This is a genomic window from Actinomadura latina NBRC 106108, from assembly GCF_001552195.1.
GTDB lineage: Bacteria > Actinomycetota > Actinomycetes > Streptosporangiales > Streptosporangiaceae > Spirillospora > Spirillospora latina.
Map to the genome: position 1 here is coordinate 755,747 of NZ_BCQS01000005.1, position 24,000 is coordinate 779,746.

Annotated in this window: 24 protein-coding genes; 14 read left to right on the forward strand and 10 right to left on the reverse strand. The window is 72.0% G+C overall.

The features are described 5' to 3' along the window. Positions 1-3 precede the first annotated feature (3 nt). From AL2_RS09815 to AL2_RS09850, 8 genes are all read left to right on the forward strand, one after another. Positions 4-1,206: a coiled-coil domain-containing protein gene (locus AL2_RS09815; protein WP_067632066.1), complete on the forward strand. Its 1,203-nt coding sequence runs from the start codon at positions 4-6 to the stop codon at positions 1,204-1,206. Positions 1,207-1,670: 464 nt separating this feature from the next. Continuing rightward, positions 1,671-3,686 carry a serine/threonine-protein kinase gene (locus tag AL2_RS09820; RefSeq protein ID WP_439951362.1) on the forward strand — a complete coding sequence of 672 codons (2,016 nt, stop codon included), beginning with the start codon at positions 1,671-1,673 and terminating at the stop codon, positions 3,684-3,686. Next, a complete protein-coding gene (locus AL2_RS09825) occupies positions 3,683-4,957 on the forward strand; it encodes a protein phosphatase 2C domain-containing protein (protein ID WP_067632067.1) in 1,275 nt (424 codons plus the stop codon). Before AL2_RS09820 ends, AL2_RS09825 begins: the two co-directional genes overlap by 4 nt. Further along, positions 4,954-6,291, forward strand: a complete 1,338-nt coding sequence (locus tag AL2_RS09830) for a VWA domain-containing protein (RefSeq protein WP_067632068.1) — start codon at positions 4,954-4,956, stop codon at positions 6,289-6,291. Before AL2_RS09825 ends, AL2_RS09830 begins: the two co-directional genes overlap by 4 nt. A 2-nt stretch (positions 6,292-6,293) precedes the next feature. Continuing rightward, positions 6,294-7,034, forward strand: coding sequence for an FHA domain-containing protein (locus tag AL2_RS09835; RefSeq protein ID WP_067632069.1), 741 nt, complete (start codon positions 6,294-6,296; stop codon positions 7,032-7,034). Further along, entirely contained in the window at positions 7,031-8,548 is a 1,518-nt protein-coding gene (locus tag AL2_RS09840; protein ID WP_083946280.1) for a GlnX family signal transduction membrane protein, read from the forward strand. The genes AL2_RS09835 and AL2_RS09840 overlap by 4 nt, the downstream gene beginning before the upstream one ends. Continuing rightward, entirely contained in the window at positions 8,545-9,387 is an 843-nt protein-coding gene (locus tag AL2_RS09845) for a glutamate ABC transporter substrate-binding protein (protein ID WP_067632071.1), read from the forward strand. Before AL2_RS09840 ends, AL2_RS09845 begins: the two co-directional genes overlap by 4 nt. A 172-nt stretch (positions 9,388-9,559) precedes the next feature. Next, positions 9,560-10,747, forward strand: a complete 1,188-nt coding sequence (locus AL2_RS09850) for a hypothetical protein (RefSeq protein ID WP_067632073.1) — start codon at positions 9,560-9,562, stop codon at positions 10,745-10,747. Here AL2_RS09850 and AL2_RS09855 read toward each other — a convergent pair. Beyond that, entirely contained in the window at positions 10,711-11,298 is a 588-nt protein-coding gene (locus AL2_RS09855) for a hypothetical protein (protein ID WP_245666488.1), read from the reverse strand. The genes AL2_RS09850 and AL2_RS09855 overlap by 37 nt on opposite strands. Before the next feature lie 151 nt (positions 11,299-11,449). Between AL2_RS09855 and AL2_RS09860 the strand changes: the two genes are divergently transcribed. Further along, a complete protein-coding gene (locus AL2_RS09860; protein WP_312032868.1) occupies positions 11,450-11,968 on the forward strand; it encodes a PH domain-containing protein in 519 nt (172 codons plus the stop codon). 6 nt (positions 11,969-11,974) lie between these two features. Here the strand turns inward: AL2_RS09860 and AL2_RS09865 are convergent, their stop codons facing one another. Genes AL2_RS09865 through AL2_RS09890 form a run of 6 tightly spaced genes read right to left on the reverse strand, consistent with a single transcriptional unit; the run spans position 11,975 to position 18,961 of the window. Next, complete coding sequence (locus tag AL2_RS09865) at positions 11,975-13,387, reverse strand: NAD(P)/FAD-dependent oxidoreductase (RefSeq protein ID WP_067632077.1); 1,413 nt, start codon at positions 13,385-13,387, stop codon at positions 11,975-11,977. Positions 13,388-13,409: 22 nt separating this feature from the next. Beyond that, positions 13,410-14,237: an ABC transporter permease gene (locus AL2_RS09870; protein WP_067632079.1), complete on the reverse strand. Its 828-nt coding sequence runs from the start codon at positions 14,235-14,237 to the stop codon at positions 13,410-13,412. Next, positions 14,234-15,094, reverse strand: coding sequence for an ABC transporter permease (locus AL2_RS09875; RefSeq protein WP_067632081.1), 861 nt, complete (start codon positions 15,092-15,094; stop codon positions 14,234-14,236). The genes AL2_RS09870 and AL2_RS09875 overlap by 4 nt, the downstream gene beginning before the upstream one ends. Next, positions 15,094-16,338, reverse strand: a complete 1,245-nt coding sequence (locus AL2_RS09880; RefSeq protein WP_067632083.1) for an extracellular solute-binding protein — start codon at positions 16,336-16,338, stop codon at positions 15,094-15,096. The genes AL2_RS09875 and AL2_RS09880 overlap by 1 nt, the downstream gene beginning before the upstream one ends. Continuing rightward, on the reverse strand, positions 16,335-17,492 hold the full coding sequence (locus AL2_RS09885) for an ABC transporter ATP-binding protein (RefSeq protein ID WP_067632085.1): 1,158 nt from the start codon (positions 17,490-17,492) through the stop codon (positions 16,335-16,337). The genes AL2_RS09880 and AL2_RS09885 overlap by 4 nt, the downstream gene beginning before the upstream one ends. A 35-nt stretch (positions 17,493-17,527) precedes the next feature. Continuing rightward, a complete protein-coding gene (locus AL2_RS09890) occupies positions 17,528-18,961 on the reverse strand; it encodes a gamma-aminobutyraldehyde dehydrogenase (RefSeq protein WP_067632087.1) in 1,434 nt (477 codons plus the stop codon). Between the two features lie 166 nt (positions 18,962-19,127). Here AL2_RS09890 and AL2_RS09895 point away from each other — a divergent pair, with 166 nt between their 5' ends. Continuing rightward, a complete protein-coding gene (locus AL2_RS09895) occupies positions 19,128-19,589 on the forward strand; it encodes an Lrp/AsnC family transcriptional regulator (RefSeq protein ID WP_067632089.1) in 462 nt (153 codons plus the stop codon). A gap of 95 nt (positions 19,590-19,684) precedes the next feature. After that, positions 19,685-19,939 carry a type II toxin -antitoxin system TacA 1-like antitoxin gene (locus AL2_RS09900; protein ID WP_067632093.1) on the forward strand — a complete coding sequence of 85 codons (255 nt, stop codon included), beginning with the start codon at positions 19,685-19,687 and terminating at the stop codon, positions 19,937-19,939. A 51-nt stretch (positions 19,940-19,990) separates the two neighbouring features. Here the strand turns inward: AL2_RS09900 and map are convergent, their stop codons facing one another. Continuing rightward, positions 19,991-20,761, reverse strand: a complete 771-nt coding sequence (gene map, locus AL2_RS09905; protein ID WP_067632095.1) for a type I methionyl aminopeptidase — start codon at positions 20,759-20,761, stop codon at positions 19,991-19,993. Positions 20,762-20,827: 66 nt separating this feature from the next. On the opposite strand from map, the gene AL2_RS09910 reads away from it, so the two are divergent. After that, positions 20,828-21,130, forward strand: coding sequence for a helix-turn-helix transcriptional regulator (locus AL2_RS09910; RefSeq protein WP_067632097.1), 303 nt, complete (start codon positions 20,828-20,830; stop codon positions 21,128-21,130). 70 nt (positions 21,131-21,200) lie between these two features. Here AL2_RS09910 and AL2_RS09915 read toward each other — a convergent pair whose 3' ends face one another. Next, the gene (locus AL2_RS09915) at positions 21,201-21,632 is read right to left on the reverse strand and encodes an HIT family protein (RefSeq protein ID WP_067632099.1); all 432 of its coding nucleotides are present in this window, start codon (positions 21,630-21,632) and stop codon (positions 21,201-21,203) included. 163 nt (positions 21,633-21,795) lie between these two features. On the opposite strand from AL2_RS09915, the gene AL2_RS09920 reads away from it, so the two are divergent. Next, positions 21,796-22,464 (forward strand): ATP-binding cassette domain-containing protein, encoded by a 669-nt coding sequence (locus tag AL2_RS09920; protein ID WP_245666490.1) that lies wholly within the window; start codon positions 21,796-21,798, stop codon positions 22,462-22,464. Then, positions 22,461-23,150: a hypothetical protein gene (locus AL2_RS09925; RefSeq protein ID WP_067632100.1), complete on the forward strand. Its 690-nt coding sequence runs from the start codon at positions 22,461-22,463 to the stop codon at positions 23,148-23,150. The genes AL2_RS09920 and AL2_RS09925 overlap by 4 nt, the downstream gene beginning before the upstream one ends. A 15-nt stretch (positions 23,151-23,165) precedes the next feature. Here AL2_RS09925 and AL2_RS09930 read toward each other — a convergent pair whose 3' ends face one another. Continuing rightward, positions 23,166-23,984, reverse strand: coding sequence for a DUF1963 domain-containing protein (locus AL2_RS09930; protein ID WP_067632102.1), 819 nt, complete (start codon positions 23,982-23,984; stop codon positions 23,166-23,168). Positions 23,985-24,000: the final 16 nt, after the last annotated feature.

Sequence of the window (24,000 nt, forward strand, 5' to 3'; positions counted from 1 at the left end):
CCGATGAGCCGCGAGGAGGTCGACCGGACGCTGGCACGGCTCCAGGACGAGAAGGAGCGCATCGGCGCCGCACTGCTGGAACTGGAGGCCCACCAGGGGTACCAGCTGCTGGAGGGCGCGGCGCTGACCGGCGAGACCCTGCGCGTGCAGTCGGACGTTCAGTCGCGTATGACGTCCCTGTGGACGCTGTTCGACCTGTACGGGCGCGCGGTCGACGCGGCCGGCGACCTCCGGGCCCGCACCTCCAGGCCGGGGCCGGCGCAGCTCGCGGAGCTGAGCCGGCTGCTCGCGGGGCCGTCGGTGGAGCTGCCGGTCCGGGAGGTGCCGCTGGAGCGGCGGACGCTGCTGGCCGTCCCGTCCGGCGAGCGGCTGACGCTGCGGGCCGCCGTCGACCGGATGACGCCACTGTACGAGGAGGTCGCGCGGTCGGTCGCGGCGCTCGACGCGGTCTGGTCGACGCTGCTGTCCCGGCTCGCGGAGGTCGAGGCGGAGCGGCGCGGGGCCGCGGAGCTGCTCGCGTCCCTGGGCGGGACCGATCCGGAGTTCGAGCGCCTCCGCGGCGAGCTGGAGGCGGTCGTGGTCATCGTGCGCGGCGACCCCCTCGCCCTGGCGCGGGACGGCCGCGCCGACACCGGCCGGCTCGACGCGATCCTCACCGGCCTCGCCGGGGCGCGCCGCCGGCTGGCCGAGGCGGAGCGGCTGCGCGACGGCTTCGCCGGCCGGATCCGCGGGATCGCCGCCGTCCTGGAGTCGCTGCGCGAGGCGGAGGCCGAGGCGCGCGCGATCCGGGACGAGGTGCTCGCCAAGATCGCCTCCCCGGTGCTGCCCGATCCGCCCGACGTGGCGGCGAGCCTCGCCGACCGGCTCGCCGCGGTCGCCGCGCCGGCGCGCGGCGGCTGGCACGACCTGGCCGAGCGGGTCGCCGACCTCGAGCGCGCGGCGGCGGCCGCGCTGGAGCGGGCCCGCGAGACCGCGGGCGTGATCCGCGGGCTGCTGGACCGCCGCGAGGAGCTGCGCGGCCGACTGGAGGCCTACCGGGTGAAGGCCGCGCGGCTGGGCCACGCCGAGGACGCCGAACTCGCCCGGATCTACGAGCAGGCCCGCGAGCTGCTGTGGACCTCGCCCTGCGACCTGCGGAGCGCGACCGTGTCGCTGTCCGGATACCAGCGGGCCATCATGTCGCGGGCGAAGGGAGCGGAACGATGAGCCAGTGCACCGAGCCGGGCTGCGGCGGAACCGTCGACGGCGGCTACTGCGTCGTATGCGGCGTGGCAGCCTCGCCCGGAACGCCGGCATCCGGCGCCCCGGCGCCGTCCGCGCCCGCCGGGTGCACGCAGCCGGGCTGCGGCGGGACGGTCTCCGACGGCTACTGCGACGTCTGCGGCAGCCCGCCGGAGAGCGCCGCGCCGGCCGTGCCCGCGCCGCGGGCGCCCGCCGAGCGGCCCGATGACGGATGCGGGCAGGCCGGCTGCACCGGGACGATCATGGACGGCTACTGCGACGTCTGCGGGTCGCCGCCCGCGCAGACGTCCCGCGTCGCGACCACGGGCGCGGCCGGCGGCACGAGCGGCACTCCCGCCAGCGGCACTTCCAACGGCAGCACTCCCACCGGCAGCACGCGGACGGGCAGCACCCGCACCGGGTCGTCGCGCTCGTCCGGCCGCCGCGGCATGCTCGGCGCGGGGCTGGTCGAGGTGCCGCGCGTCCCGTACCGGGACCCGGCCGGCGCGGTGATGAGCGACCCGCAGGTCGCCGAGGCCAAGCGGTACTGCAGCAGCTGCGGCGAGCCCGTCGGCCGGGGGCGCGGCGACCGGCCCGGCCGGACCGAGGGCTTCTGCCCCAAGTGCGGCACCCGCTTCTCCTACACCCCGAAGCTCAGCCCCGGCGACCTTGTCGGCGGCCAGTACGGCGTGCTCGGCTGCCTCGCGCACGGCGGCCTCGGCTGGATCTACCTCGCCAAGGACCGCAACGTCAGCGACCGCTGGGTGGTGCTGAAGGGCCTGCTGGACAGCGGCGACGCCGACGCGATGGCCGCGGCGGCGGCCGAGCGCGCCTACCTCGCCGAGGTCGAGCACCCCAACATCGTCAAGATCTACAACTTCGTCCAGCACGACGGCGACGGCTACATCGTCATGGAGTACGTCGGCGGCGAGTCGGTCAAGGACATCCTGCTGCGCCAGCCGCAGCCGCCCGGCGAGAAGCACCTGCCGCTCGCGCAGGCCATCGCCTACGGGCTGGAGTCGCTGCGGGCGTTCGAGTACCTGCACGCGCAGGGCCTGATCTACTGCGACTTCAAGCCGGACAACGTGATCCAGTCCGAGGAGCAGCTGCGGCTGATCGACCTCGGCGGCGTCCGCCGGCTGGACGACCCGGACGGCGCCATCTGGGGCACGGTCGGCTACCAGGCGCCCGAGATCGCCGACGCCGGGCCGTCCGTCTCCTCCGACCTGTACACGGTGGGCCGCGCGCTCGCCGTGCTGACCTTCCCGTTCCGCGGCTACACCAGGAAGTACCTCCACTCGCTGCCGCCGCGCGAGGACGTCCCGGTGTTCCGGCGCTTCGAGTCGTTCCACCGGTTCCTGCTGCGCGCGACGCACCCCGAGCCGGACGCGCGGTTCCAGGACGCGGCGGAGATGGCCGAGCAGCTCACCGGCGTCCTGCGGGAGGTCCTCGCCGCCGAGGACGGCACTCCGCGGCCCGCCCCGTCCGGGCTGTTCGGCCCCGAGCGGTTCACCGCCCGGACGGCGGGCGGGGACGCGGCGGAGCCGGCGCTGCCGCCCGTCCCGCCGGAGGCGGCCGCGGCGGCGCTGCCCGTGCCGCTGGTGGACGGGACCGACCCCGCCGCCGGGTTCGTGTCCGGGCTGTCCGCGCTGGAGCCGGCGCAGGTCGCGGAGGCGGCGGCGAACGCGCCGGCCCGCACGCCCGAGGTCCGGCTGGCGCTCGCCCGCGTCAAGATCGAGCTGGGCGCGGCGGAGGAGGCCGGCGGGCTGCTCGCCGAGCTGGCCGCCGAGCGCCCCGGCGACTGGCGGGTCGACTGGTACCGCGCGGTCGGGCTGCTCGCCCGCGGCCGGGTGGCCGAGGCCGAGCCGCTGTTCGACCGGCTGTACGGGCTGCTGCCCGGCGAGGCGGCGCCCAAGCTCGCCCTCGCCTGCTGCAGGGAGCGGACGGCGCCGCCCGGCGCGCTCCGCCTGTACGAGACGGTGTGGCGCACCGACCAGAGCTACCTGAACGCGGCGTTCGGCCTGGCCCGCGTGCATCTCGCGGCGGGCGAGCGCGCCGCGGCGGTCGCCGCGCTCGACTCGGTGCCGAGGATCTCCATCCGGTTCGTGCCCGCGCAGGTCGCGGCGGTGGCGACGGCGGTGCGCGGCCGGCCGCCCGCCGAGCTGTCGGCGGCCGAGCTCGTCGCCGCCGGGGACCGGCTCGCCGCCCTCGACCTGGACGCCGAGCGCCGCGACCGGCTCGCCGCCGAGGTGCTGGAGGCCGCGCTCGACTGGCTGCTCGCCGGGTCCGGCGGCGCGGCCGGGGCACGGGGCGGGTCGCTGCTCGGCGCCCCGCTCACCGAGACCGCGCTGCGCCGCCTGCTGGAGGCGACGTACCGGGAGCTCGCGCGCCGCACCCGTGACCGGGACGAGTGCCGCCGGCTCGTCGACTCCGCCAACGCCGTACGCCCGAGGACGCTGCTGTGACCGATGACCAGACCGGAGCCGGCGCCGACCGCGCGGCGGCCGACCACGCGAAGGCGGCGGAGCTCTCCTGCCCCGCCTGCGGCGAGATCGTCTACGCGGAGGAGGTGTTCTGCGAGAAGTGCGGACACCGGCTCACCGACGCTCCGTCCCCAGCCGAGAGGGCGGCGGCCGAGACGGCGGCGGCCGAGCCGCCACCCGGACGGGCGTGCACCGGCTGCGGCGGGGCGGCGATCGACGCCGACGGCTACTGCGAGAACTGCGGGCTGCGCCAGCCCGCCGAACGCGACCACGTCGAGCTGGAGCTGCCGGCCGACGGGCGGCCGGCGCCGGCGGCGGGCGCCAGCGACCGCGGCCGCCGCTACAGCCGCAATGAGGACGCGCTCGCCCTCGCCGCGCACGCCGCCGGGATCGTGGCCGTCGTGTCCGACGGCGTCGGGTCGTCGCAGCGCCCCGAGGACGCCTCCCGCACGGCCGCCGACACCGGCGCCGCGGAACTGGTGGCGCGGCTGGACGCCGGCGAGGACCCCGAGGACGCCACCCGGCACGCGGCGCTGTGCGCGGCGGCGGCCGTCGCCGCGCTGGCCACCTCCCCGTCGGACGCGCCGTCCTGCACCTACGTGTCCGCGGTGACGCGCGGCGCGAGCGTCACCGTCGGCTGGGTCGGCGACAGCCGCGCCTACTGGCTGTCCGCCGACGGCGCCGCCGAGCCGGGTGAGCCCGGCGAGAACGGCGAGAACGGCGCGACCGGCCCGGACGCCGCGGAGGCCGCCGAGGTCAGCACCGGCGACATGGCCGAGCTGGGCGCGTCCCGGCGGCTCACCGAGGACGACTCGTGGGCCGCGTTCATGGTCGCCGAGGGCTCGCTGAGCGAGGCGGAGGCGGAGGCGCACCCGAACGCGCACGTCATCACCGCGTGGCTGGGCGTGGACGCCGGCGAGGTCCGCCCGCACGTCGCGACGTTCCGCCCGGCCGGGCCCGGCACGCTGCTGGTCTGCAGCGACGGCCTGTGGAACTACTTCCCCGCGGCCGCCGACCTGGCCGCGCTGCTGGCCGGCGGGCCCGCCCACCCGGCCGCCGGCGGCGCCGGCGGCGCGCCGGACCCGGCCGCCGACCCGCTCGGCGCGGCGCGGACGCTCGTGCGGCACGCCCTGGACGCCGGAGGCCGCGACAACATCACCGTCGCCGTGATCCCGCTCCCGTCCCCCGCCCCCTCCTCCCACCGCCAGGCCGAGAGCCGCGAGATCCCGCAGAGCACGGAGCAGCCCCGATGAGCGAGCAGCCGCAGTTCACCGTCAAGATCGACCAGAACCGGTACCTGCCCGAGGGCGGACGCGAGATGCACGCCATCGTGTCCGTCGAGGCGGCCGCCGCGGACGGCGTGGCCGTCCCGTCCACCGCCCGGGCGTCCGAGGTGATCATCATCGACACCTCGGGCTCGATGTCCTATCCCGAGACCAAGCTGCGCGCGGCGGTCGCCGCGGCGCAGGTCGCGATCGACACGCTGCGCGACGGCGTGGAGTTCGCGGTCGTCTCCGGCTCCAACACGGCCAAAATGATCTTTCCGAAGCACCCCGGGCTGGTCGCCGCGACGCCGGAGACGCGCGCCGAGGCCAAGCAGGTGCTGGGCAGGCTGACGGCGGCCGGCGGCACCGCGATCGGGTCGTGGCTGCGGCTGGCGTCCCAGCTGTTCGACACGGTTCCGGGCGGGATCCGGCATGCGATCCTGCTGACCGACGGCAAGAACCAGCACGAGACGCCCGCGGAGCTGGACGCGGCGCTGGCGGCCTGCGGCGGCCGGTTCGTCTGCGACTGCCGCGGCGTCGGCACCGACTGGGAGGTCGCCGAGCTGCGCAAGGTCGCCTCGGCGATGCTCGGCGGCGTCGACATCGTCGCGGACCCGGCCGGGCTGGTCGCCGACTTCCGGGCGATGACGGAGGCGGCGATGGGCAAGTCCGTCGCCGACGTCGCGCTGCGGGTGTGGACGCCGCAGACGGCGACGCTGCGGTTCGTCAAGCAGGTGATCCCGTCGGTGGAGGACCTGACCGGCAAGCGCGTCGAGGCGGCGCCGCAGGCGGGCGACTACCCGCTCGGCGCGTGGGGCGCGGAGAGCCGCGACTACCACATCTGCGTGGAGCTGCCCCCCGGCCAGGTCGGCGGCAAGGAGCTGCGCGCCGCCTGGGTGAAGCTGGTCGTGCCGGGCGGGCCGGGCGAGGAGGCGCGGGTCCTGGCCGCCGGGAACATCCTCGCCCAGTGGACGGACGACGAGGCCCTGTCCACCAAGATCAACCCCCGGGTGGCGGACGCCACCGGGCAGGCCGAGCTGGCGGCCGTCATCCAGGAGGGGATGCAGGCCCGCCGGGACGGCGACCTCGACACCGCGACCGCGCGGCTCGGCCGCGCGGTGGCGCTCGCCGACGAGGTCGGCAACGAGGCGATCACCGCGATGCTGCGCAGGGTCGTGGACGTCGTCGACCCGGCGACCGGCACGGTCCGGCTGAAGCGCGACGTCGACAAGGTCGCCGAGATGGAGATCGAGACGCGGTCCACCAAGACGGTCCGGACCCGCAAGGACGAGACCGTCACCACGCGGCGGGGCGAGGGCTGAGCATGGTGAGCTGCCCCAGCGGACACACGTCGCAGTCGGCGGACTACTGCGACGTCTGCGGCGAGGCCATCGGCGGCGCCCCGGCGGGGGACGCCGGGGCCGGCGCCGCGCCGCGGCCCGCCCCGGCCGGTGCGCGGCCGTGCCCCGACTGCGGGACGCCCGGCGCCGACCGCTTCTGCGAGGCGTGCGGGTACGACTTCGCGACCGGCGGCGGCGTGCCCACACCGCGGACCGCTCCCGCCCAGCCCGCCCCGCCGGGCTCCCCGGGCCCACCCGTCCCCGCGCCTCCCGTGCCGGCGCCGCCCGTCCCGGCGCCGCCCGTCCCGGGGGCGGTGTGGACGGCGGTCGTCACGGCCGACCGCGCGTACTTCGACGCGGTCATGGCCGAGGAGGGGCCCGACTCCGCGGCGCTCTCCTTCCCGCCGTACGCGCCCGAGCGGCGGATCCCGCTCACCGGGCGGCAGATCAGGATCGGGCGGCGCAGTTCGTCGCAGCCGTCCCCGCCGGAGATCGACCTGCGGGAGCCGCCCGAGGACCCGGGCGTCTCCCACGTCCACGCGGTCCTGCTGGCCAAGCCGGACGGCGCCTGGACCCTGGTCGACCCCGGCTCCACCAACAGGACCTGCGTGAACGGGTCCACCGATCCCATCCCCTACAACGTGGAGGTCCCCGTATCCGACGGCGACCGCATCCACGTGGGCGCATGGACCACCATCACGCTCACCCGAGGCGAGGCGACATGACGGCCGTTCAGCAGGCTCCCCCGCAGGGGCGGCCCGCCGTTCTCGTGACGGCGGCGGCGCCGCCCGCCCGGCAGGGCTCCGCCGGGCGGCTCCAGCGGGCGGCCGGCACGCCGCCCACCGGTGCCGCTCGGCTGCTCCCCCGCACGGTCGCGTCCCGCGTCCGCACGCTGACCGCGCTGGCGCTCGTCCTGCTCGTGGTCCTGCTCGGCATCGGCTGGGCGGCGATCGCGAACGCCCGCGAGGGCGTGCGGGTCATCGGCCACGACGCGGGCCCGCAGGTCGTCGCGACCGGCGACCTGTACTTCCAGCTCAGCGACATGGACGCGCAGCTCGCCAACGCGCTGCTGATCGGGGACGCGGCGGGCGGCGGCCGCGACCAGGCCCGCGCGCGCTACGACGACGACCGGCGCAAGGCCGGGGACGCGCTGCTGAAGGCCGCCAAGCTCGCCGACGAGACGACGGAGAACAACACCGCGCGGGACCTGCTGGACGCGCTCGGCCGCTACGAGCGCCTCGCCGGGCAGGCGCTGCTGCTCGACCAGCAGTCCCCGCACGCGTCCGGGCCGCCGTCGCAGAAGGTCATCGACGTCTACCGGCAGGCGACCGACCTGATGAAGCTGGACCTGCTGCCCAAGGCGTACAACCTGACGCTCGACAACGGGACCCTCGTCCGGCACACCTACGAGGACGAGCGGTCGGCGGTCCTCATGGGCCGCACCGGCCTCCTCATCGCGGGCCTGGCGCTGGTGGCGACCCTCGCCGGTCTCCAGCTGTACCTCGCCAGGCGCTTCCGCCGCCTGCTGAACGTGCCGCTGGCGCTGGCCACGCTCGGCGCGCTCCTCCTCGCCGGGGCGGGCACGCTCATGCTGTCCGGCCAGGCGGACCATCTGCGCAAGGCCAAGGAAGAGGGCTTCGACTCGATCCTGGCGCTCTCCCGGACGCGCGCCATCAGCAACAGCGCGAACGCGGACGAGACCCGCTTCCTGCTCGATCCGGGGCGGGCCGACGCCTACGAGCAGGTGTACCTGAGCAAGTCCCAGACCGTCCTGTACCTGAAGGCGGGAAACCTGACCCAGTACAACGCCGCCGTCCAGAAGGGCCTGTCGTTCGAGCCCGGACGGGCGCCGTTCCTCGGGTTCCTCGGCACCGAGGCCAATCGGCCGGCCGAGTCCCCCGAGCAGAGGGCGCGGTTGGCGGACGGCATGAACGAGGCGCTGAGCGCCTATCAGAAGGTCCAGGCGAACGACCGCCGGATGCGGGACCTCGTCAAGGCCGGGCAGCGGGACCGGGCCGTCGCCGCCCGCGGCTCCGCCGCCGCGGACTTCACCCGGTACGACCGCTCCCTGCGGGATCTGGCCGGCATCCACCAGAAGGCGTTCGACGAGGCCGTCGAGGACGGCGACGGCGGGACGAGCGGCTGGTACGCCGTCCTGCCGATCGCCGGCGTCGCGATCGCCCTGCTCGTGCTCGCCGGCGTGCGTCCCCGCCTGGCCGAGTACCGGTGGTCGAAGTGAGGGCGCGGCGCACGGTCGCGGCCGCCGCCGCCGCGGCGGCGGTCCTCGGCTCGGGCACGGCCTGCGGCCTCGCGGACGCCGACGACGGCTCCGTCGTCGGCAGGGACCGGCTCGTCATCGGCGTCAACGCCGACCAGCCGGGCGTCGGCGAGCGCAAGGGCGGCCAGTACGAGGGCTTCGACATCGACATCGCCAAGGAGATCGCCGGGCGGCTCGGCGTCACCGGCGCGAACGTGACGTTCAAGCGGGTCTACTCCGCGACGCGCGAGAAGGTTCTCCAGGACGGCGAGGTCGACCTCGTGGTGGCGAGCTACTCCGTCACCCCCGAGCGCAAGGTGAAGGTCTCGTTCGCGGGCCCCTACTACGTCGCCCACCAGGACGTCCTCGTCCGCGCGCCGGAGGCCGGGAAGATCCGGAGCATCCACGACCTGAAGGGCCGGCGGCTCTGCAAGGTGCGCGGCTCGGTGTCGTTCCCGCGCATCCACGACGAGCAGGGCATCGCCGCGCTGCCGGTCGAGGAGGACGGCTACTCCGCCTGCCTCGACGATCTCGTCGAGGGCGGGCTCGACGCCGTCTCGACCGACGACCTGATCCTCGCGGGCCTCGCGGGCAAGGCGTCCGGAAGCGGCCACGAGCTCCGCATCGTGAACGCGCCCTTCACCGACGAGCCGTACGGCGTCGGGATCCGGAAGGGCGACGTGGACGGCTGCGAGGCGGTGAACAAGGCGATCACCGCCATGTACCAGGACGGCACCGTGCCGGAACTGCTGAAGCGCTGGTTCGCCGGGAGCGGGCTGAAGCTCACCACCACCGTCCCGCAGTTCGAGGGCTGCGTCTGAACGGCCACCGATAGCACGGAGCCGGTTACAGAATGACACGGATAGGGCTACTGAGACCGGACGGTCATGGAGATCAGACGGTTACGTAAGTTCCGGTCGGCGCGCGTGATCGTAAGTTATGGTCGCGATCAAAACCCGATCCGGAAATAACCGTCACGGGATGAGGAGTGCCATGACGACGGTCATCCTGGTGGTGATGTGCGTCGTGGTAGGGGCGCTCGAACTCTACGCGGGCAAGCAGAGCCGCGACCAGGCCAACGCGTTCACCCGGCGGATCGACGAGCTGAACGAACAGGTCACCAAGCAGAACAACGTGCTGGTCACGGTCGGCGAGCAGCTCACCGCCGAGCTGGCGCGGGTCAAGCAGGACGTGCTGCCCGCGCTCGACAACCGGCTCCGGCAGAACACCGGGCAGGTCGAGGAACTGGCGGGCCTCGTCCACCAGGCCGACGACTACCTGCGGACGCAGGCCGGCCGGCTGCACGAGCTGGAGCAGCAGCGGATCACCCTCGCGGCGCTGCGCCGCAAACTCGGCGAGGTCGAGACGTCGGTGCGCGCCGTCACCCGGTCGCACGGCGAGTCCGCCGCCGGGAAGGTCGACGCGGCCCTCGACCGGCTCGGCGACCTGGAACGCGGCGGCGCGGAGATCCTGGAGCTGCAGCGCACCCTCACCCGCACCCTGGAGGACGTCGAGGACGTCGTCGCCGAGCTGCTCCAGTTCACCGAGGGCGAGCTGGACGACACCGTCACCGCCGCGCTCACCGGCCGTCCCCGCGCCCACGGCGACGCCGTCACCGCCACCGGGCGGCTCTGGACCCGCGACGGCCAGCTGGAGGACATCCTCTGCGAGATGTACGAGCGGTGCGTGCGCACGGCCCGGCTGAACGTCCGGTTCCGCACCGCCGAGGGCTCGGACGGCCCCGCGCCCGGCTCCCCCGAGCGCCGCCGCTACTTCCTCGGCGGGCACGCGTCCGAGGACCTCGCCGGGGTGTTCAGCGCGCTGCTCATCTCGACGGGCGCCGACCTGCCGCACAACGGCGTCCACGAGTCCAGGCGCGGGCTCGCGAGGGTCGAGCCCGGGGTCCCGCCGGGGGTCGAGCCGCTGCGCCCGCCCGAGGACGAGGCGGCCCTCAAGTCCCTCCTGCGGACGCTCTCGGAGTGCTCCGGCGCCGTCGCGCAGATCGGCCCGCTCATGGCCGTCCGGACGCGGGACGAACTGCTGTGCGCGGTGCTGACGGCCGCGCAGTCGCTGGAGCTGGAGAGCGACGAGGTCTTCTGGGACCCGGCCGCCGCGACCGTCCGGCTGCGGCGGCTGCCGTCCCATCAGCTGTGGGACCTCACCGCCTGGGCGGGCGCGTAGGGCGGGGCGCCGTAGACGCGCACGGTCCGCTCCGCCGGGCCGCCGACGCGCACGTACAGCGGGCACGCGGCCGTGCGGGTGAGCGGATCGACCTCGGCGCACAGCCCGATCCCGGCGGCGCGGTCGAGGAACACCACGTTCTCCACCGCCCGCGCGCCGCGCACCGCGTACGGGACGGAGTCGGCGTCGCCGGTGTCGAACAGCTCCTCGAACGTCAGCCGCCGCGCGAACCGCATCAGCACGCCCGCGTCCACGACCCGGCTGCCGATCGCCGCGGCCGGGCCCGCGACGACGATGCCGAAGCTCGGGTTCTCCCGGCCGCGGACGTAGATCTCCCGGTCCGGCTCCAGGCCACGCCTGCGGTGCGGGATCTGCACGCCGAACCCCGCGTCGCCGTCCAGGTACGCGGGCGGCCCGAAGCCGCCCGCCGCCGTCCCGGGCCGGACGCGCGACGCGCCCGCCGGCATCTCCCACCCCGGCAGGTACACGCCGAGGCCCCGCAGCAGCAGCCGCCAGATGGGACGTCCTGTCACGTCCGGCGCGAACTCCATGGGTTCCATCATCCGGCGTCGCGGCGCCCGTCCACAAGATCCTCTCGGGGGCCAGAGCCCTTACCGCGCGGCCTCTGCGCGGCCGGCGGCGCGTCGGCTACGGTTGTACCGGCCGGATCATGACGAGCCGGATCGTGACGAGGACGCCGCCGTGAATCTGCAGGACATGATGGTGCACCGCGACAGCTCGTCGCGCACCGTCGACAAGTACCTGATGTCCTACGAGGGACGCGTCATCGCGGTGCGCAAGCACCCCGCCGTCCTGCTGGTGCCCGTCGGCGCCGTCGTCGCCGGGCTCGTCGCGTGCGGCGCGGTCAGCGCGGTGACCGGCCTCGCGTGGATCTGGTGGCTGTGGCTGATCACGGTCGCCTACCTGGCCTGGAAGGTCGTCGCCTGGTCGGTGGAGTTCTTCCTGGTCACCGAGCACCGGGTGATGGTGATCAACGGCGTGTTCAACCGGAACGTCGTGATGATGCCGCTCGCGAAGGTCACCGACATCACGCTGAACCGGTCCATGACCGGCCGGATGCTCGGCTACGGCGAGTTCCGCACCGAGAGCGCCGGCCAGAAGCAGTGGCTGCAGAGCATCCCGTTCATGCCGTACCCGGAGCAGCTCTACCTGGAGGTCTCCTCGGTGATCTTCGGCAGCACCGAGGCCTCCCCCGACTAGCGCGAACTACGAGTCGAAGCCGAGGCCGAGGCGGTCGAGGGTGCGGAGCCAGAGGCCGCGGCGGCCCCCGTCGCGGTCGGCGCGGGCGATCCCGCGGCGGGTCAGCTCGATGACGCCGTACCGGAGCGGCTCCGGCGGGAACGGGACGGGCTTGGTCCGCACCATCCTCAGCCGTGTCCGCTCGGTCTCCTCGCCGGGCGCGAGGCCGACGCGCAGAAGGTCGAGCATGACGTCCGCGCCGAAGCGGGTGGCTCCGACGCCGAGGCCGGTGTAACCGGCCGCGTACGCGAGCCTGCCGCCGTAGGCCGTCCCGAAGAAGGCGCAGAAGCGGCTGCAGGTATCGATGACTCCACCCCAGCTGTTGGTGAAGCGGACGCCTTCGAGCTGGGGGAACGTCTCGTAGAAGTGCCCGGCGAGGGTCTCGAACGTGGCGGGGCGGTTCTCCAGTTCGCGCCGTATCCCGTTGCCGTAGTGGTAGATGGCGTCGTAGCCGCCCCACAGGATCCGGTCGTCGGCGGTGAGCCTGTAGTAGTGGAACTGGTTGGCGCTGTCGCCGATGCCTTGGCGGTTCCGCCAGCCGATCGCCTCCCGCTGGACGGCGGTGAGCGGCTCCGTCATCAGCGCGTAGTCGTACACGGGGACGACGAAGTTGCGCAGGCGCTTCACGAGCGGCGGGAACGCGCCCGTACCGAGCGCGACCCGCGGGGCGGTGACCGCCGCCCCGCCGGCGGCGGTGAGGCGCAGACCGCGTCCTTCTACGTGCAGGCCCGTGACGCGGGTGTTCTCGAAGATGCGGACGCCGAGGGAACGGCACGCGGCCGCCAGGCCCCACGCGAGCTTCGCCGGATGCACCATCGCGGTGGAGCCGGGGTTCCACAGGCCGGCGTGGTAGGTCGGCGAGTCGACCTCGGCGCGGACGGCGTCCCGGTCGAGGAGGACGGCGTCCCAGCCGTACCCGGCCGCCGTCTCCGCCGCCTCTTCGAGAGCCGGGACCTGCCATTCCTCGGTGGCGACGTCCATCTCCCCGGTGAGTTCCCACTCGGCGTCGATCCCGTACTTCGCAAGGGCGCCGCCGATGGCGCGGAGGTTGTCGCGGCCGAGGCGTTCGAGTGCCGGCATGTCCTCCGGCCAGCGTCCCGCGCCGTTCTCCAGGCCGTGCGTGAGGCTGGCCGCGCAGAAGCCGCCGTTACGTCCGGACGCGGCGGCGCCGATCCGGCCGGCCTCCAGCACGACCACGTCCAGGGACGGGTCGCGCTCCTTGGCCATCAGCGCCGTCCACAGCCCGCTGTAGCCGCCGCCGATGACCGCGAGGTCGCACGTCCGCGCGCCGTCCAGCGAGGGCCCGGCGGGCGGACGGGCCTCGTCCTGGAGCCAGAACGGCTCCGGCTCGGCATCGGCGAGCGCCTTGCGAATGTCCATGTCTTCCCCGATGGAGGCGCGGTCAGCGGGACGCGCGGATGTTGCGCCGCGCGGAGATGACCGCGATCAGGATGCCGACCGCGAAGATGAGCGTGCCCATCACGTTGACCTGCGGCGGCGTGCCCGTCCGGGTCGAGCCGTAGATCCACAGCGGGAACGTGACGGTGGAGCCGCTGGTGAAGTTGGTGATGATGAAGTCGTCGATGGACAGCACGAACGCCAGCAGCGCCCCCGCCAGCACACCCGGCATGATCATCGGTAGCGTGACCAGGCGGAACCGCGTCCACGGCCCGGCCCCGAGGTCCTGCGCCGCCTCCTCCACCGCCGGGTCGAGGCCGACGACGCGGGCCCGGACGGTCACCGCGACGAACGCGATCGAGAACATCACGTGCGCGACGAGGATCGTCAGGTAGCCGCGCGGCAGGTTGAACGTGACGAACATCGACAGCAGCGAGGCGCCCATCACGATCTCCGGGCAGGAGATCGCCATGAACAGCACCAGGTTCGTCGAGCCCTTGCCGCGGAACCGGTAGCGGCCGAGCGCGAGGCCCGCGAACGTCCCGAGGACCGTGGTGATCAGCGTGCTGAGCAGCGCGATCGTCAGCGAGTTGACGACCGCGGTGGTGAGGTCGCTCTTGTCGAACAGGTGCCGGTACCACTTGAGCGTGAAGCCCTGCCACTCGAAGTTCTGCTTGCTGCGGGTGTCGTTGAACCCGAACACGATCATGATCGCGATGGGCAGGATCAGCCAGGCGATCAGCACGAGCGTGTAGACGTGCAGGCCGGCGACCTTGCGGCGCGGGCGCGCGGCGCGGCCTCGCACCGGCGCCTTCTCGGTGAGCGTCGTCATCGTCCCGCCGCCTCCAGAACGTCCTGCGTGCCGAGGCTGCGCGCGTAGGCGAAGATCCCGACGAGCAGGATCGCCATCAGCGAGAACGACAGCGCCGACGCCATCGGGTAGGCGCTGTTGTTGAAGTACTCGGTCTGGATCACGTTGCCGATCATGGTGTTCTGCGGGCCGCCGAGGACCTCCGCGTTGACGTAGTCCGACGACACCGGCACGAACGTCATGATCACGCCGGCGAAGACGCCGGGCAGCGACAGCGGCAGGATCACCCGGATGAACGCCTGCAGCCGGCCCGCGTACAGGTCATAGGCCGCCTCGACCACCCGGTGGTCGATCCGCTCCAGGGCCACGTAGATCGGCAGCACCATGAACGGCAGGAAGTTGTAGGTCAGCCCGGACACGACCGCGGCGCCGGTGTCGAGGATGTGGAAGTCGTCCGGCAGGATCGTGCCGCGCAGCGGCCCGAGGACCGGGCCGTTGTCGGTCAGCACCAGCTTCCAGGACACCGTCCGCAGGATGAACGAGACGAAGTACGGGAGCAGGAGCAGGAACAGGTAGGTCGACTTGTGGCGCCCGCCCCGGAACGCGATCCAGTACGCGGCCGGGTAGGCGAGCGCGATGCACAGGACCGTCGCCAGGAATCCGTACCAGAGCGACCGGACGAACTTGTCGCCGTAGGTGCTCACGCCGTCGACGTAGTTCTGCCAGTGGAACGTCTGCCGGAACCCGTCGATGAGGTTCCCCGTCTGCAGCGACAGGGACACCATCAGCACGATCGGGATGATGAAGAACGCCGCCATCCACAGCCCGCTCGGCAGGATCATGAGGTACGGCGTGAGCCGCCCCCGTGCTCGTGCCATCACGACCCCTTGGCGATGGGCTCGAAGATCTTCTGGTACTCCTGCTCCTCGGCCTGGGTGAGCCGCCGGTACCGGCGCAGCCGGGCCAGGTCGGCCTCGGACGGGAAGATCAGCGGGCTGGTGCTCAGCCGGGTCAGGTCCTTCTTGTCATCGCCCGTGGCCTGCGCCGCCTTCTGCTTCAGGATCTCCTGGGTGGACGGGATCGGCGGCATGTAGTTGATGAACTCGGTCAGCGGGACGTTGTTCTCCGGGACGTACAGCCAGTCCATGAGGGTCAGCGCGTCCACCGGGTTCTCGGCGGTCTTCGGGATGCACATGTTGTCGGTCCAGATCGTGCCGCCCTCCTTGGGCACCACGAACTTCACGTCCGGGCTGGTGAGGCTGTAGACGTCACCGGACCAGGCCATCGTCATCCACACGTCGCCCTTGCTGACGGCGTCCACGTAGTCCTGGCTGTAGTACTTGCGGACGATGCCCTTGTCGCGCTGCTCGCGGAGCTTCGCGGCGGCCTTCTCCCAGTCGGCCTTCGTCGACTTCTCCGGGTCGATCCCGAGGAGGAACATCCCGAAGTTCCCGAGTTCCTGGGAGTCGCCCATCATGCCGACCTTGCCCTTGTACTTCGCGTCGAAGAGCTGGGCGATGCTCGTGATCTCCTCGTCCACGTACTTGGTGTTGTACGCGATGCCGGTGACGCCCGACTCGTACGCGATCGTGTGGGCGTTGCCGGGGTCGTAGGACGGGTCCTTGAACGACGCCCCCGCGTTCTTCTCGAAGTTCGGCAGCTTCGACAGGTCGAGCGGCGCCAGGTAGCCGAGCTGGCGGCACTGCTCCAGCTGGATCCCGTTCGTCATGATCATCAGGTCGAAGCCGATGGACTGGCCGGCCGACAGCGGCGCCTGGATCTTGCCGAACCACGGGCCCATCTCCTGGATGACCTCCTTGTAGGTCACCCGGATGCCCGTCTCCTTCTCGAACGCCTTGATCGTCTCCCGGTCGTCCTGCATGTAGCCCGGCCAGTTCGCCCAGTTGAGCTTGCCGTTCTTGGCCTTGCCCGCCCAGTACTTCTGGACGTCGGTCTGGCTGACCTTCTCCTTGCCGCCCTGCCCCTGCACGCCGCAGGCCGACAGGGCGAGCCCCGCGCCGGCGACGCCCATCATCCGGAGGACGTCCCGGCGGGAGTGGCTGGAACGTGCCAGGCGCGGCCGCGTGAGTCCGCGCAGGAAAGCGGGGTCGATGTTGCTCACTGGGGGGCTCCTATGGCGTAAGAGTGGCGCGGGTCCCACGACAGCCAGACGCTGTCGCCGCGCGTGGCGATGTCGTCGGCGGACGTGGCGTTCTGCAGGAACACGACGACGTCGGCCCCGGCGGAAGCGGAGGTGGTGATGTTGTAGTTCGTCGACGTCCCGAGGTACACGACCTCGGTCACGGTGCCGCGGACGCCGCACAGGCCGTCCGCCGGCCGGTCCAGCGCGATGCCGATCTTCTCCGGGCGGACGGTCAGCTCCAGCCGCTCCCCCGCCGCGATCTTCAGCCCGTTGCGGATCGGGACCTCGATCCGCCCGTCCGGCCCGTAGGAGATCACCGCGGTGCCCTGGCCCGCCTCGGCGATCTCGCCGCCCAGCAGGTTGGACGTCCCGATGAACCCGGCGACGAACCGCGACGCGGGGTGCTCGTAGATCTCCCGCGGCGTCCCGAGCTGCTCGATCAGCCCGTCGTTCATGACCGCGATGCGGTCCGACATCGTCAGGGCCTCGCCCTGGTCGTGCGTCACGTACACGAACGTGATGCCGACCTCCCGCTGGATCCGCTTCAGCTCCACCTGCATCGCCTGCCGCAGCTTCAGGTCGAGCGCGCCCAGCGGCTCGTCCAGCAGCAGGGCCCGCGGCCGGTTCACCAGCGCGCGGGCCAGCGCGACCCGCTGCTGCTGGCCGCCGGACAACTCGGCGGGACGGCGCTTCTCCCGTCCCGCCAAGTCGACGATGTCCAGCATGTCCCCGACCCGCTCGCCGATCTCGGCCTTCGGGACGCCGCGCCGGCGCAGGCCGAACGCGACGTTCTCGAAGACGCTCATGTGCGGGAACAGCGCGTACGACTGGAACACCATGTTCACGTCGCGCCGGTTCGGGGACACGTCGGTGACGTCCTGCCCGTGGAGGTGGACCCTGCCCGCCGTCGGCTCCTCGAAGCCGGCGATCATGCGCATGGTCGTGGTCTTGCCGCAGCCGGACGGGCCGAGCAGCGAGAAGAACTCGCCCTGCGCGATCTCCAGGTCGATGCCGCGGACCGCGGCCACGGTCTCGCCATGGGCGTGGTACGCCTTCTCCACTCCCGTGAGTTCGATGGCGGGAACTGCGCGGCCCGGGTCGTCGCGTGCCGGGGCCTGCTGGGTCTCGGTCATGGCCGGTCTTCCTTCACGGGCTCGTTCGGCGGTGGTCAGCCGCCGATGTAGTGCATGACGTGCTTGACGCGGGTGTAGTCCTCGATCCCGTACATCGACATGTCCTTGCCGTAGCCGGAATGCTTGAAGCCGCCGTGCGGCATCTCCGACACGAACGGTATGTGGGTGTTGACCCACACGGCGCCGAAGTCGAGGGCCTTGCTCATCCGCATGGCGCGGCCGTGGTTCTGCGTCCACACGCTCGCGGCGAGGCCGTACTTGACGCCGTTCGCCCACGCGATGGCCTGCTGCTCGTCCGAGAAGCCCTGCACGGTGATGACCGGGCCGAACACCTCGTTCTGCACCATCTCGTCGTCCTGCTTGAGGCCGCCGACGACGGTGGGCGCGAAGAAGTAGCCGCGGTCGCCGATCCGCTCACCGCCGGCCAGGACCTCGGCGTGGCCGGGCGCCCTGTCGATGAACCCCTGGACCCGCGCGAGCTGGTCCTCGTTGTTCACCGGCCCGTAGTAGGCGTCCGAGTCGCTCGGCGGCCCCACCGCCGTCCCCTTGGCGGCCTCCACCAGCGCCTCGGTGAACTCGCCCCGCAGCCGTTCGGCGACGAGCACCCGCGTCGCCGCCGTGCAGTCCTGCCCCGCGTTGAAGTACCCGGCCTCGGCGATGCCGGTGGCCGCCGCCTCGACATCGGCGTCATCGAACACGACCACGGGCGCCTTGCCGCCGAGTTCCAGATGCACGCGCTTGAGGTCCTTCGCCGCCGACGCGGCGACCTCCATACCGGCGCGGACGCTCCCGGTGATCGACACCATCTGCGGCGTCGGGTGCTCGACCAGGGCCCGCCCGGTGTCGCGGTCGCCGCAGATCACGTTGAAGACGCCCGGCGGCAGGAACTCGGCCGCGATCTCGGCCAGCATCAGCGTGCTCGCCGGCGTCGTCTCGGACGGCTTGAGCACCACGGTGTTGCCCGCCGACAGCGCCGGCCCGAACTTCCAGACCGCCATCATCATCGGGTAGTTCCAGGGCGTGACCTGCGCGCACACCCCGATCGGCTCACGCCTGACCGAGGACGTGTGGTCCGCCATGTACTCGCCGGTGGCCTTGCCCTCCAGCACCCTGGACGCGCCGGCGAAGAACCGGAGATTGTCCACCATCGGCGGCATCTCCTCGTCCAGGGTCAGCTGGACCGGCTTGCCCGTGTCGCGGACCTCGGCCTGCACCAGTTCCCCGGCCCGCGCCTCGACCGCGTCCGCGAACCGCAGCATCGCGAGGCTCCGCTCGGCGGGGGTGGCGTCGCGCCAGGCGGGGAACGCGTCCGCCGCCGCGCGGAACGCGGCGTCGACGTCCTCGGCGCCGGACACTGGCGCCTCCGCGTACGTCTCGCCGGTGCTGGGGTCGACCACCTCCAGCGTCCGCCCGTCCTTGGCGTCCACGTACTCGCCACCGATAAAGTTGCGCAGCCGCTCGCCGCTCATCCTCAGGTCCCTCCTGGGCATCGTCGCCCGATGTGTCCTGTAGGCCCAGACCCTTACAGAGGATCCAGCCCAATACAAGTGATTCCGTTGTTACGATCGAATTTCACGACTGATTCACTTGGCCCAGGTGCCTAACACCCCCGATGCCGCAGCTAGGAGACGATCGATGGAACGCGCAGCCCGCGTCCAGCTCGACGAGACCGCGAAGCACATCATCGAGCAACTCCAGCAGGACGGCCGCCGCTCCTACGCCGCCATCGGCAAGGCCGTCGGGCTCTCCGAGGCCGCCGTCCGGCAGCGCGTGCAGAAGCTCCTCGACACCGGCGTCATGCAGATCGTCGGCGTCACCGACCCGCTCATGCTCGGCTTCTCCCGGCAGATGATGATCGGAGTCAAGTGCGAGGGCGACCTGGAGAAGATCGCCGACGAGCTGGCCGGCCTCCCCGAGATCGACTACGTCGTCATCACCGCGGGCTCGTTCGACATCCTGTGCGAGCTCGTCTGCGAGGACGACGAACGCCTCCTGGAGCTCCTCGGCCGCATCCGCGCCGTCCCGGGCGTCGTCTCCACGGAGAGCTTCGTCTACCTCAAACTGCGCAAACAGACCTACTCCTGGGGAACGCGCTGACTCCTCCGCACACCCGACGATTCTCGTTCTCAATGGGGATGTTCTGGCAACACCTCCCGGCGTACTTTTAGATGCCGCAAGGAGGGAGACCGGCCATGCCCGAGTCGGTCCGCCAGGACCTTCCCGCCACCGAGCACATCGCCTTCCACACCTCTGCCGATCAGTTCCTCGTGATCCGCAAGGCGGCCGAACTGATCGGCTGGACGGTCACCGACTACGTCCTGTCCACCGCCCTGGACCGCGCCGAACGAGACCTCTACGAGCACGCCGCCGCCACGGCCCCTCCGGACCCCACCGCCCCAGACCCGTCCAGGCCCCTCGTAGCCCTCCTAACAGCCCTGGCCTCTTAGCTCCCACCCACCCTGACCTGCCCCCGCGGATGGGTGTCACCACGGTCGTGCCTACTGCGGCAAGGTGAGGATTTCGGCCCCGTCGCCGGTGATGGCGATCGTGTGCTCACTGTGCGCAGTCCGGCAGCCCGTCGCGCTTCGGAGCGTCCAGCCATCGGCATCGGTGACGAGCTCGGCGGTGTCCGCCATGATCCATGGCTCCAAGGCCAGCAGCAGCCCAGGACGCAGCTTGTATCCGCGACCGGGCCGTCCCGCGTTCGGGACGTGCGGGTCCTGGTGCATCGTCGAGCCGACGCCGTGACCTCCGAACTCGGTACTGATCGGATATCCCGCCTCGCTGAGGACCGAGCCGATGGCATGGGAGATGTCACCGATGCGAGCACCCGGTCCGGCCGCGGCGATCCCCGCACTCAACGCGCGTTCGGTCGCACTGATCATCGCAACGCTCTCCGAGGGCTGCGAATCGCCCACGATGAAGCTGATGGCTGAGTCGGCGACGACGCCGCTTTGGGATACGGCGAGGTCTAGCGTCAGCAGGTCGCCGTCGGCAAGCGTGTAGTCGTACGGCAGCCCGTGGAGCACGGCGTCATTGACCGATGTGCAGATGTAGTGGCCGAACGGCCCGCGCCCAAAAGACGGCTCGTAGTCGACGTAGCAGGACTGCGCTCCGGCCTCAATGATCATGGCCTGGGTCCACCGGTCGATGTCCCGGAGATTCGTGCCGACCTCGGTGCGGCCCTTCAGGGTCTGCAAGATGTCGGCGACCAAGGCGCCCGCGTCCCTCGCTCGCGGCAGTTCGGTGGAGTTCAGGATCTCGATCATCTGGCGCCTTCCTCGCACGACCAATAACTATCCCGGCCATACTATCCCGGTACTAGAATCGGAACCATGGTCAGGTTGCCGCTCACTCCCGCAGAGATCGAACGCGGACAGCGCCTCGGCGCCCTCCTGCGGCGCGCGAGGGGGGACAGATCGATGCTCAACACCGCGCTGGACGCGGGCGTATCCCCGGAGACCCTCCGCAAGATCGAGTCGGGACGCGTAGCCACCCCGGCCTTCCCGACCATCGCCGCGATCGCCGCCGTCCTCGATCTCTCCCTCGACGCAGTGTGGTCGGAGATCAACCGTTCAGACGGCGGGACCGAACTCCCCAAGACAGGTCACAACACAGGTGATCGGTTGGCCTCGTAAGTCTCAGGCCCCGCCGCTCCGTTGCAGCTGCCGACGAGAGTGATCACCTGAGCACCTGGGCGCAGTGGTCCTAGCGTGTGAGGGCTGCCGCCAGTCGTGCGGCGTAGTCGGCGGCCTCGGCGTCGGAGTCGTATTTCTGCCGCGGCCAGAAGAACCCGCGGAGCCCGTCCTTGCGGTTGCGCGGCACAACATGAACGTGCAGGTGCGGCACGCTCTGGCTCACCCGGTTGTTCATGGCCACGAACGACCCCACGGCGCCGAGCACCGACTCCATCGCGCCCGCGAGCCGCTGAGCATGCCCGAAGAACGGCCCCAGGAACTCACCGGGCAGATCCGTGAGCGTCTCGAAGTGCGCACGCGGGACCAGCAGCGTATGCCCCTTGAACAAGGGCCTCATATCAAGGAACGCCATCACGTCCGGGGCGTCCAGCACGACATGCGCGGGCCGCTCCCCCTTGACGATCTCGCAGAACACACAACTCTTGCCCGCCGGCTCACCCATCCGCCTATCCTCCCGCACGCCACCACGTGTTCGAGGGCACGTCCGGGGCCGGTCTTCGCGGTCGAGGCGCGGGTTAACGCCGTGCTTACGGGAGTGCCCCTACCGTGTGGTTTTCATGCGGTTGGAGAATGTGGCCTTTCGTTACCGGCGGAAGGATCCCTGGGTGCTCAGGGACGTCACGTTGTCCCTTGTACCGGGCAGCGTCACCGAGGTGACGGGGCACAACGGCGCCGGGAAGTCCACGCTGCTCCGCTTGATCGCCGGATTGCGCCGGCCGCGCATCGGCGCCGTCAAGGACCGTCCAGCCCGGGTGGGGTATGCGCCTGAGCGTTTCCCTGTGGACCAGCCGTTCAGTGTCCGCGCGTATCTGGGGCACATGGCCGCCATGCGCCGAGCGCCCGGGGGCGCGGTCGGTGCGTGGGCGGAGCGGCTCCGCTTCGATCACCTCCTCGATGTGCGGCTCCCCGAACTGTCGAAGGGCAGCGCTCAGAAGGTCGGGCTCGCCCAGGCCTTCATGGACGATCCTGAACTCCTGATCCTGGACGAGCCGTTCGCAGGCTTGGACGCCGCCACCCGCGACGCACTGCCCGAACTGATCTCCGGACTCGCGGCGGGCGGCACCACCGTGGTCGTCAGCGACCATCAGCGCTGCATCGAGACCCTGCCGGGCATCGACCGGCTAAGGGTGGCCGACGCCTCCGTGACCCGCCTCGCGCCCCAGGGAACCGTGGAGTGGACCGTCCTGGAGGTGGAGGTGCCCGGGGACGAGGCCGACACTTTGGAGACCAAGCTGCGCGCGGACGGCTACCGGGTGCGGAGGCCCGGACGATGATCGCGGTCGTCCGGTTCCAGATGGCGGGCTACGTCCGCTCGCTGCGCGTCCTGCAGCCGTTCATCGTCGTGGCGCTGTTCGTGGCGCTGATCCTCTCCCAGGGACCGAGCGGGCCCGACGCCTCCGACCTCGCGGTCAGGACGTTCGCGGACGTGGCGGCCTTCATGTTCCCGGTGTGGGCCTGGGCTGCGCGCGCTCTGCTCGACACGCAGCCCGACGAGCAGCGTGCGCTGACGGCCACCGCCGTCCGCCGCCCGTCCACCCCCACCTGGGCGGGGCTCCTGGCGGCGTACACGATGAATCTCTGCTTGGGCGTCGTCGCGTTGGCCGTTCCTCTCCTCCAGGCCGTGCAAGCGGACTCCCCCGGCGCGGCGATCTTGACCGGCTGTGCTCTGAACCTCCTCGTCGCCGTCCCGGGGACACTGCTCGGCGCTTGGACGAGCCGGGCCGTCTTCAGCGATCCCGGCATTTCGCTGCTCGCGCTCCTCGGCGGAGCCCTGGCCCTTCTCCTCCTCGGTATCGGCCCCCTCGCCTGGCTCTCCGTCCCGATGATCGAATGGCTGCGCGCGGCCCACGACGGCCCGGACGCCTTCACCTCCCACTTCCCCACCATCGCCCTCCACCTCCTCCTCTGGTCCCTGGTAGTAGGCGCCCTCTACATCACAACCTCACGCCACCGCCCGTAAGGGGGTGAGCGCGGATTAGGCGGCCTGGAGGGTTAGCCAGGTTTCCTCCAGTGGGGTGTTCTGGCGGTTGCAGAAGTAGACGCGGCCCGGGTCTCCCCAGTACCAGCCGAGGCGGGGGTCGGAGTCGAGTTGGAGCAGGAGGCGCCACTCCTCCGCCGTGCGTTGCTCGTCGGGGGTGAGGGCGGGAGTGTTCGGGGAGACGAGGTCGCGGCCCGTCGAGGCGTAGAGGCAGTCGGGGCCGAGCGGGCGCTGGACGAGGACCGGCCAGCCGCCCAGTTGGTGCGTCGGCGCGTTCTCCGGCCAGGTGTGCCGCGTCCAGGCGGCGTGGAGTTGCGCATAGACCGGAAGGACGCCGCTGTAGACGGTCTCCAGTCGTTGGACGACGGGCTCCTGGGGTGAGGGCAGGGAGAGGAATGGGGAGGCGGCGAGAGTGGTCTTGGGGTAGGGAGTCGCCTTGGGCGTTGCGGTCTGGAGCGTGCCGCTGAAGAGGCGCCAGCCGTCCCGCTGCGCTGGTTCGTCGCCCCAGGGACGCGGTGTCTCCGTTGCGTAGTAGAACGCGGTGACGGACGTCGGCAGGCCGGCTATCTCACCGAAGCGCGCGAAGGAGGCGAAGTCGATCGCGCCGAGGAAGTCGAGGGGGCGGCCGTTCCATTCGGGCCATGGTTCGTCCGGTGGGAGGAGGGGTGCGCCGCCGAGGTCGACGGGGACTCCCTCCCCGGCGCCGAGTCGAAGCGCCGGTCTGGCCAGCGGCAGCAGGAGGGCCGTGATCTCCGGGGCGAGGAAGGCGTCGAGCAGGACGCGGAGCCGCCGGAAGTGCGCGATGAAGTAGTCCATGCACGTAGCGTTACGC

Excerpts from the sequence above, each read along its gene's own strand:
- AL2_RS09925 (WP_067632100.1), top strand. The coding sequence starts at position 22,461 with ATGATCGCGGTCGTCCGGTTCCAGATGGCGGGCTACGTCCGCTCGCTG.
- AL2_RS09820 (WP_439951362.1), top strand. The coding sequence starts at position 1,671 with ATGCTCGGCGCGGGGCTGGTCGAGGTGCCGCGCGTCCCGTACCGGGAC.
- AL2_RS09900 (WP_067632093.1), top strand. The coding sequence starts at position 19,685 with ATGCCCGAGTCGGTCCGCCAGGACCTTCCCGCCACCGAGCACATCGCC.
- AL2_RS09850 (WP_067632073.1), top strand. The coding sequence starts at position 9,560 with ATGACGACGGTCATCCTGGTGGTGATGTGCGTCGTGGTAGGGGCGCTC.
- AL2_RS09885 (WP_067632085.1), bottom strand. The coding sequence starts at position 17,492 with ATGACCGAGACCCAGCAGGCCCCGGCACGCGACGACCCGGGCCGCGCA.
- map (WP_067632095.1), bottom strand. The coding sequence starts at position 20,761 with ATGATCGAGATCCTGAACTCCACCGAACTGCCGCGAGCGAGGGACGCG.
- AL2_RS09815 (WP_067632066.1), top strand. The coding sequence starts at position 4 with ATGAGCCGCGAGGAGGTCGACCGGACGCTGGCACGGCTCCAGGACGAG.
- AL2_RS09915 (WP_067632099.1), bottom strand. The coding sequence starts at position 21,632 with ATGGGTGAGCCGGCGGGCAAGAGTTGTGTGTTCTGCGAGATCGTCAAG.
- AL2_RS09895 (WP_067632089.1), top strand. The coding sequence starts at position 19,128 with ATGGAACGCGCAGCCCGCGTCCAGCTCGACGAGACCGCGAAGCACATC.
- AL2_RS09865 (WP_067632077.1), bottom strand. The coding sequence starts at position 13,387 with ATGGACATTCGCAAGGCGCTCGCCGATGCCGAGCCGGAGCCGTTCTGG.
- AL2_RS09910 (WP_067632097.1), top strand. The coding sequence starts at position 20,828 with ATGGTCAGGTTGCCGCTCACTCCCGCAGAGATCGAACGCGGACAGCGC.
- AL2_RS09870 (WP_067632079.1), bottom strand. The coding sequence starts at position 14,237 with ATGACGACGCTCACCGAGAAGGCGCCGGTGCGAGGCCGCGCCGCGCGC.
- AL2_RS09875 (WP_067632081.1), bottom strand. The coding sequence starts at position 15,094 with ATGGCACGAGCACGGGGGCGGCTCACGCCGTACCTCATGATCCTGCCG.
- AL2_RS09835 (WP_067632069.1), top strand. The coding sequence starts at position 6,294 with ATGGTGAGCTGCCCCAGCGGACACACGTCGCAGTCGGCGGACTACTGC.
- AL2_RS09830 (WP_067632068.1), top strand. The coding sequence starts at position 4,954 with ATGAGCGAGCAGCCGCAGTTCACCGTCAAGATCGACCAGAACCGGTAC.
- AL2_RS09855 (WP_245666488.1), bottom strand. The coding sequence starts at position 11,298 with ATGGAGTTCGCGCCGGACGTGACAGGACGTCCCATCTGGCGGCTGCTG.
- AL2_RS09930 (WP_067632102.1), bottom strand. The coding sequence starts at position 23,984 with ATGGACTACTTCATCGCGCACTTCCGGCGGCTCCGCGTCCTGCTCGAC.
- AL2_RS09840 (WP_083946280.1), top strand. The coding sequence starts at position 7,031 with ATGACGGCCGTTCAGCAGGCTCCCCCGCAGGGGCGGCCCGCCGTTCTC.
- AL2_RS09890 (WP_067632087.1), bottom strand. The coding sequence starts at position 18,961 with ATGAGCGGCGAGCGGCTGCGCAACTTTATCGGTGGCGAGTACGTGGAC.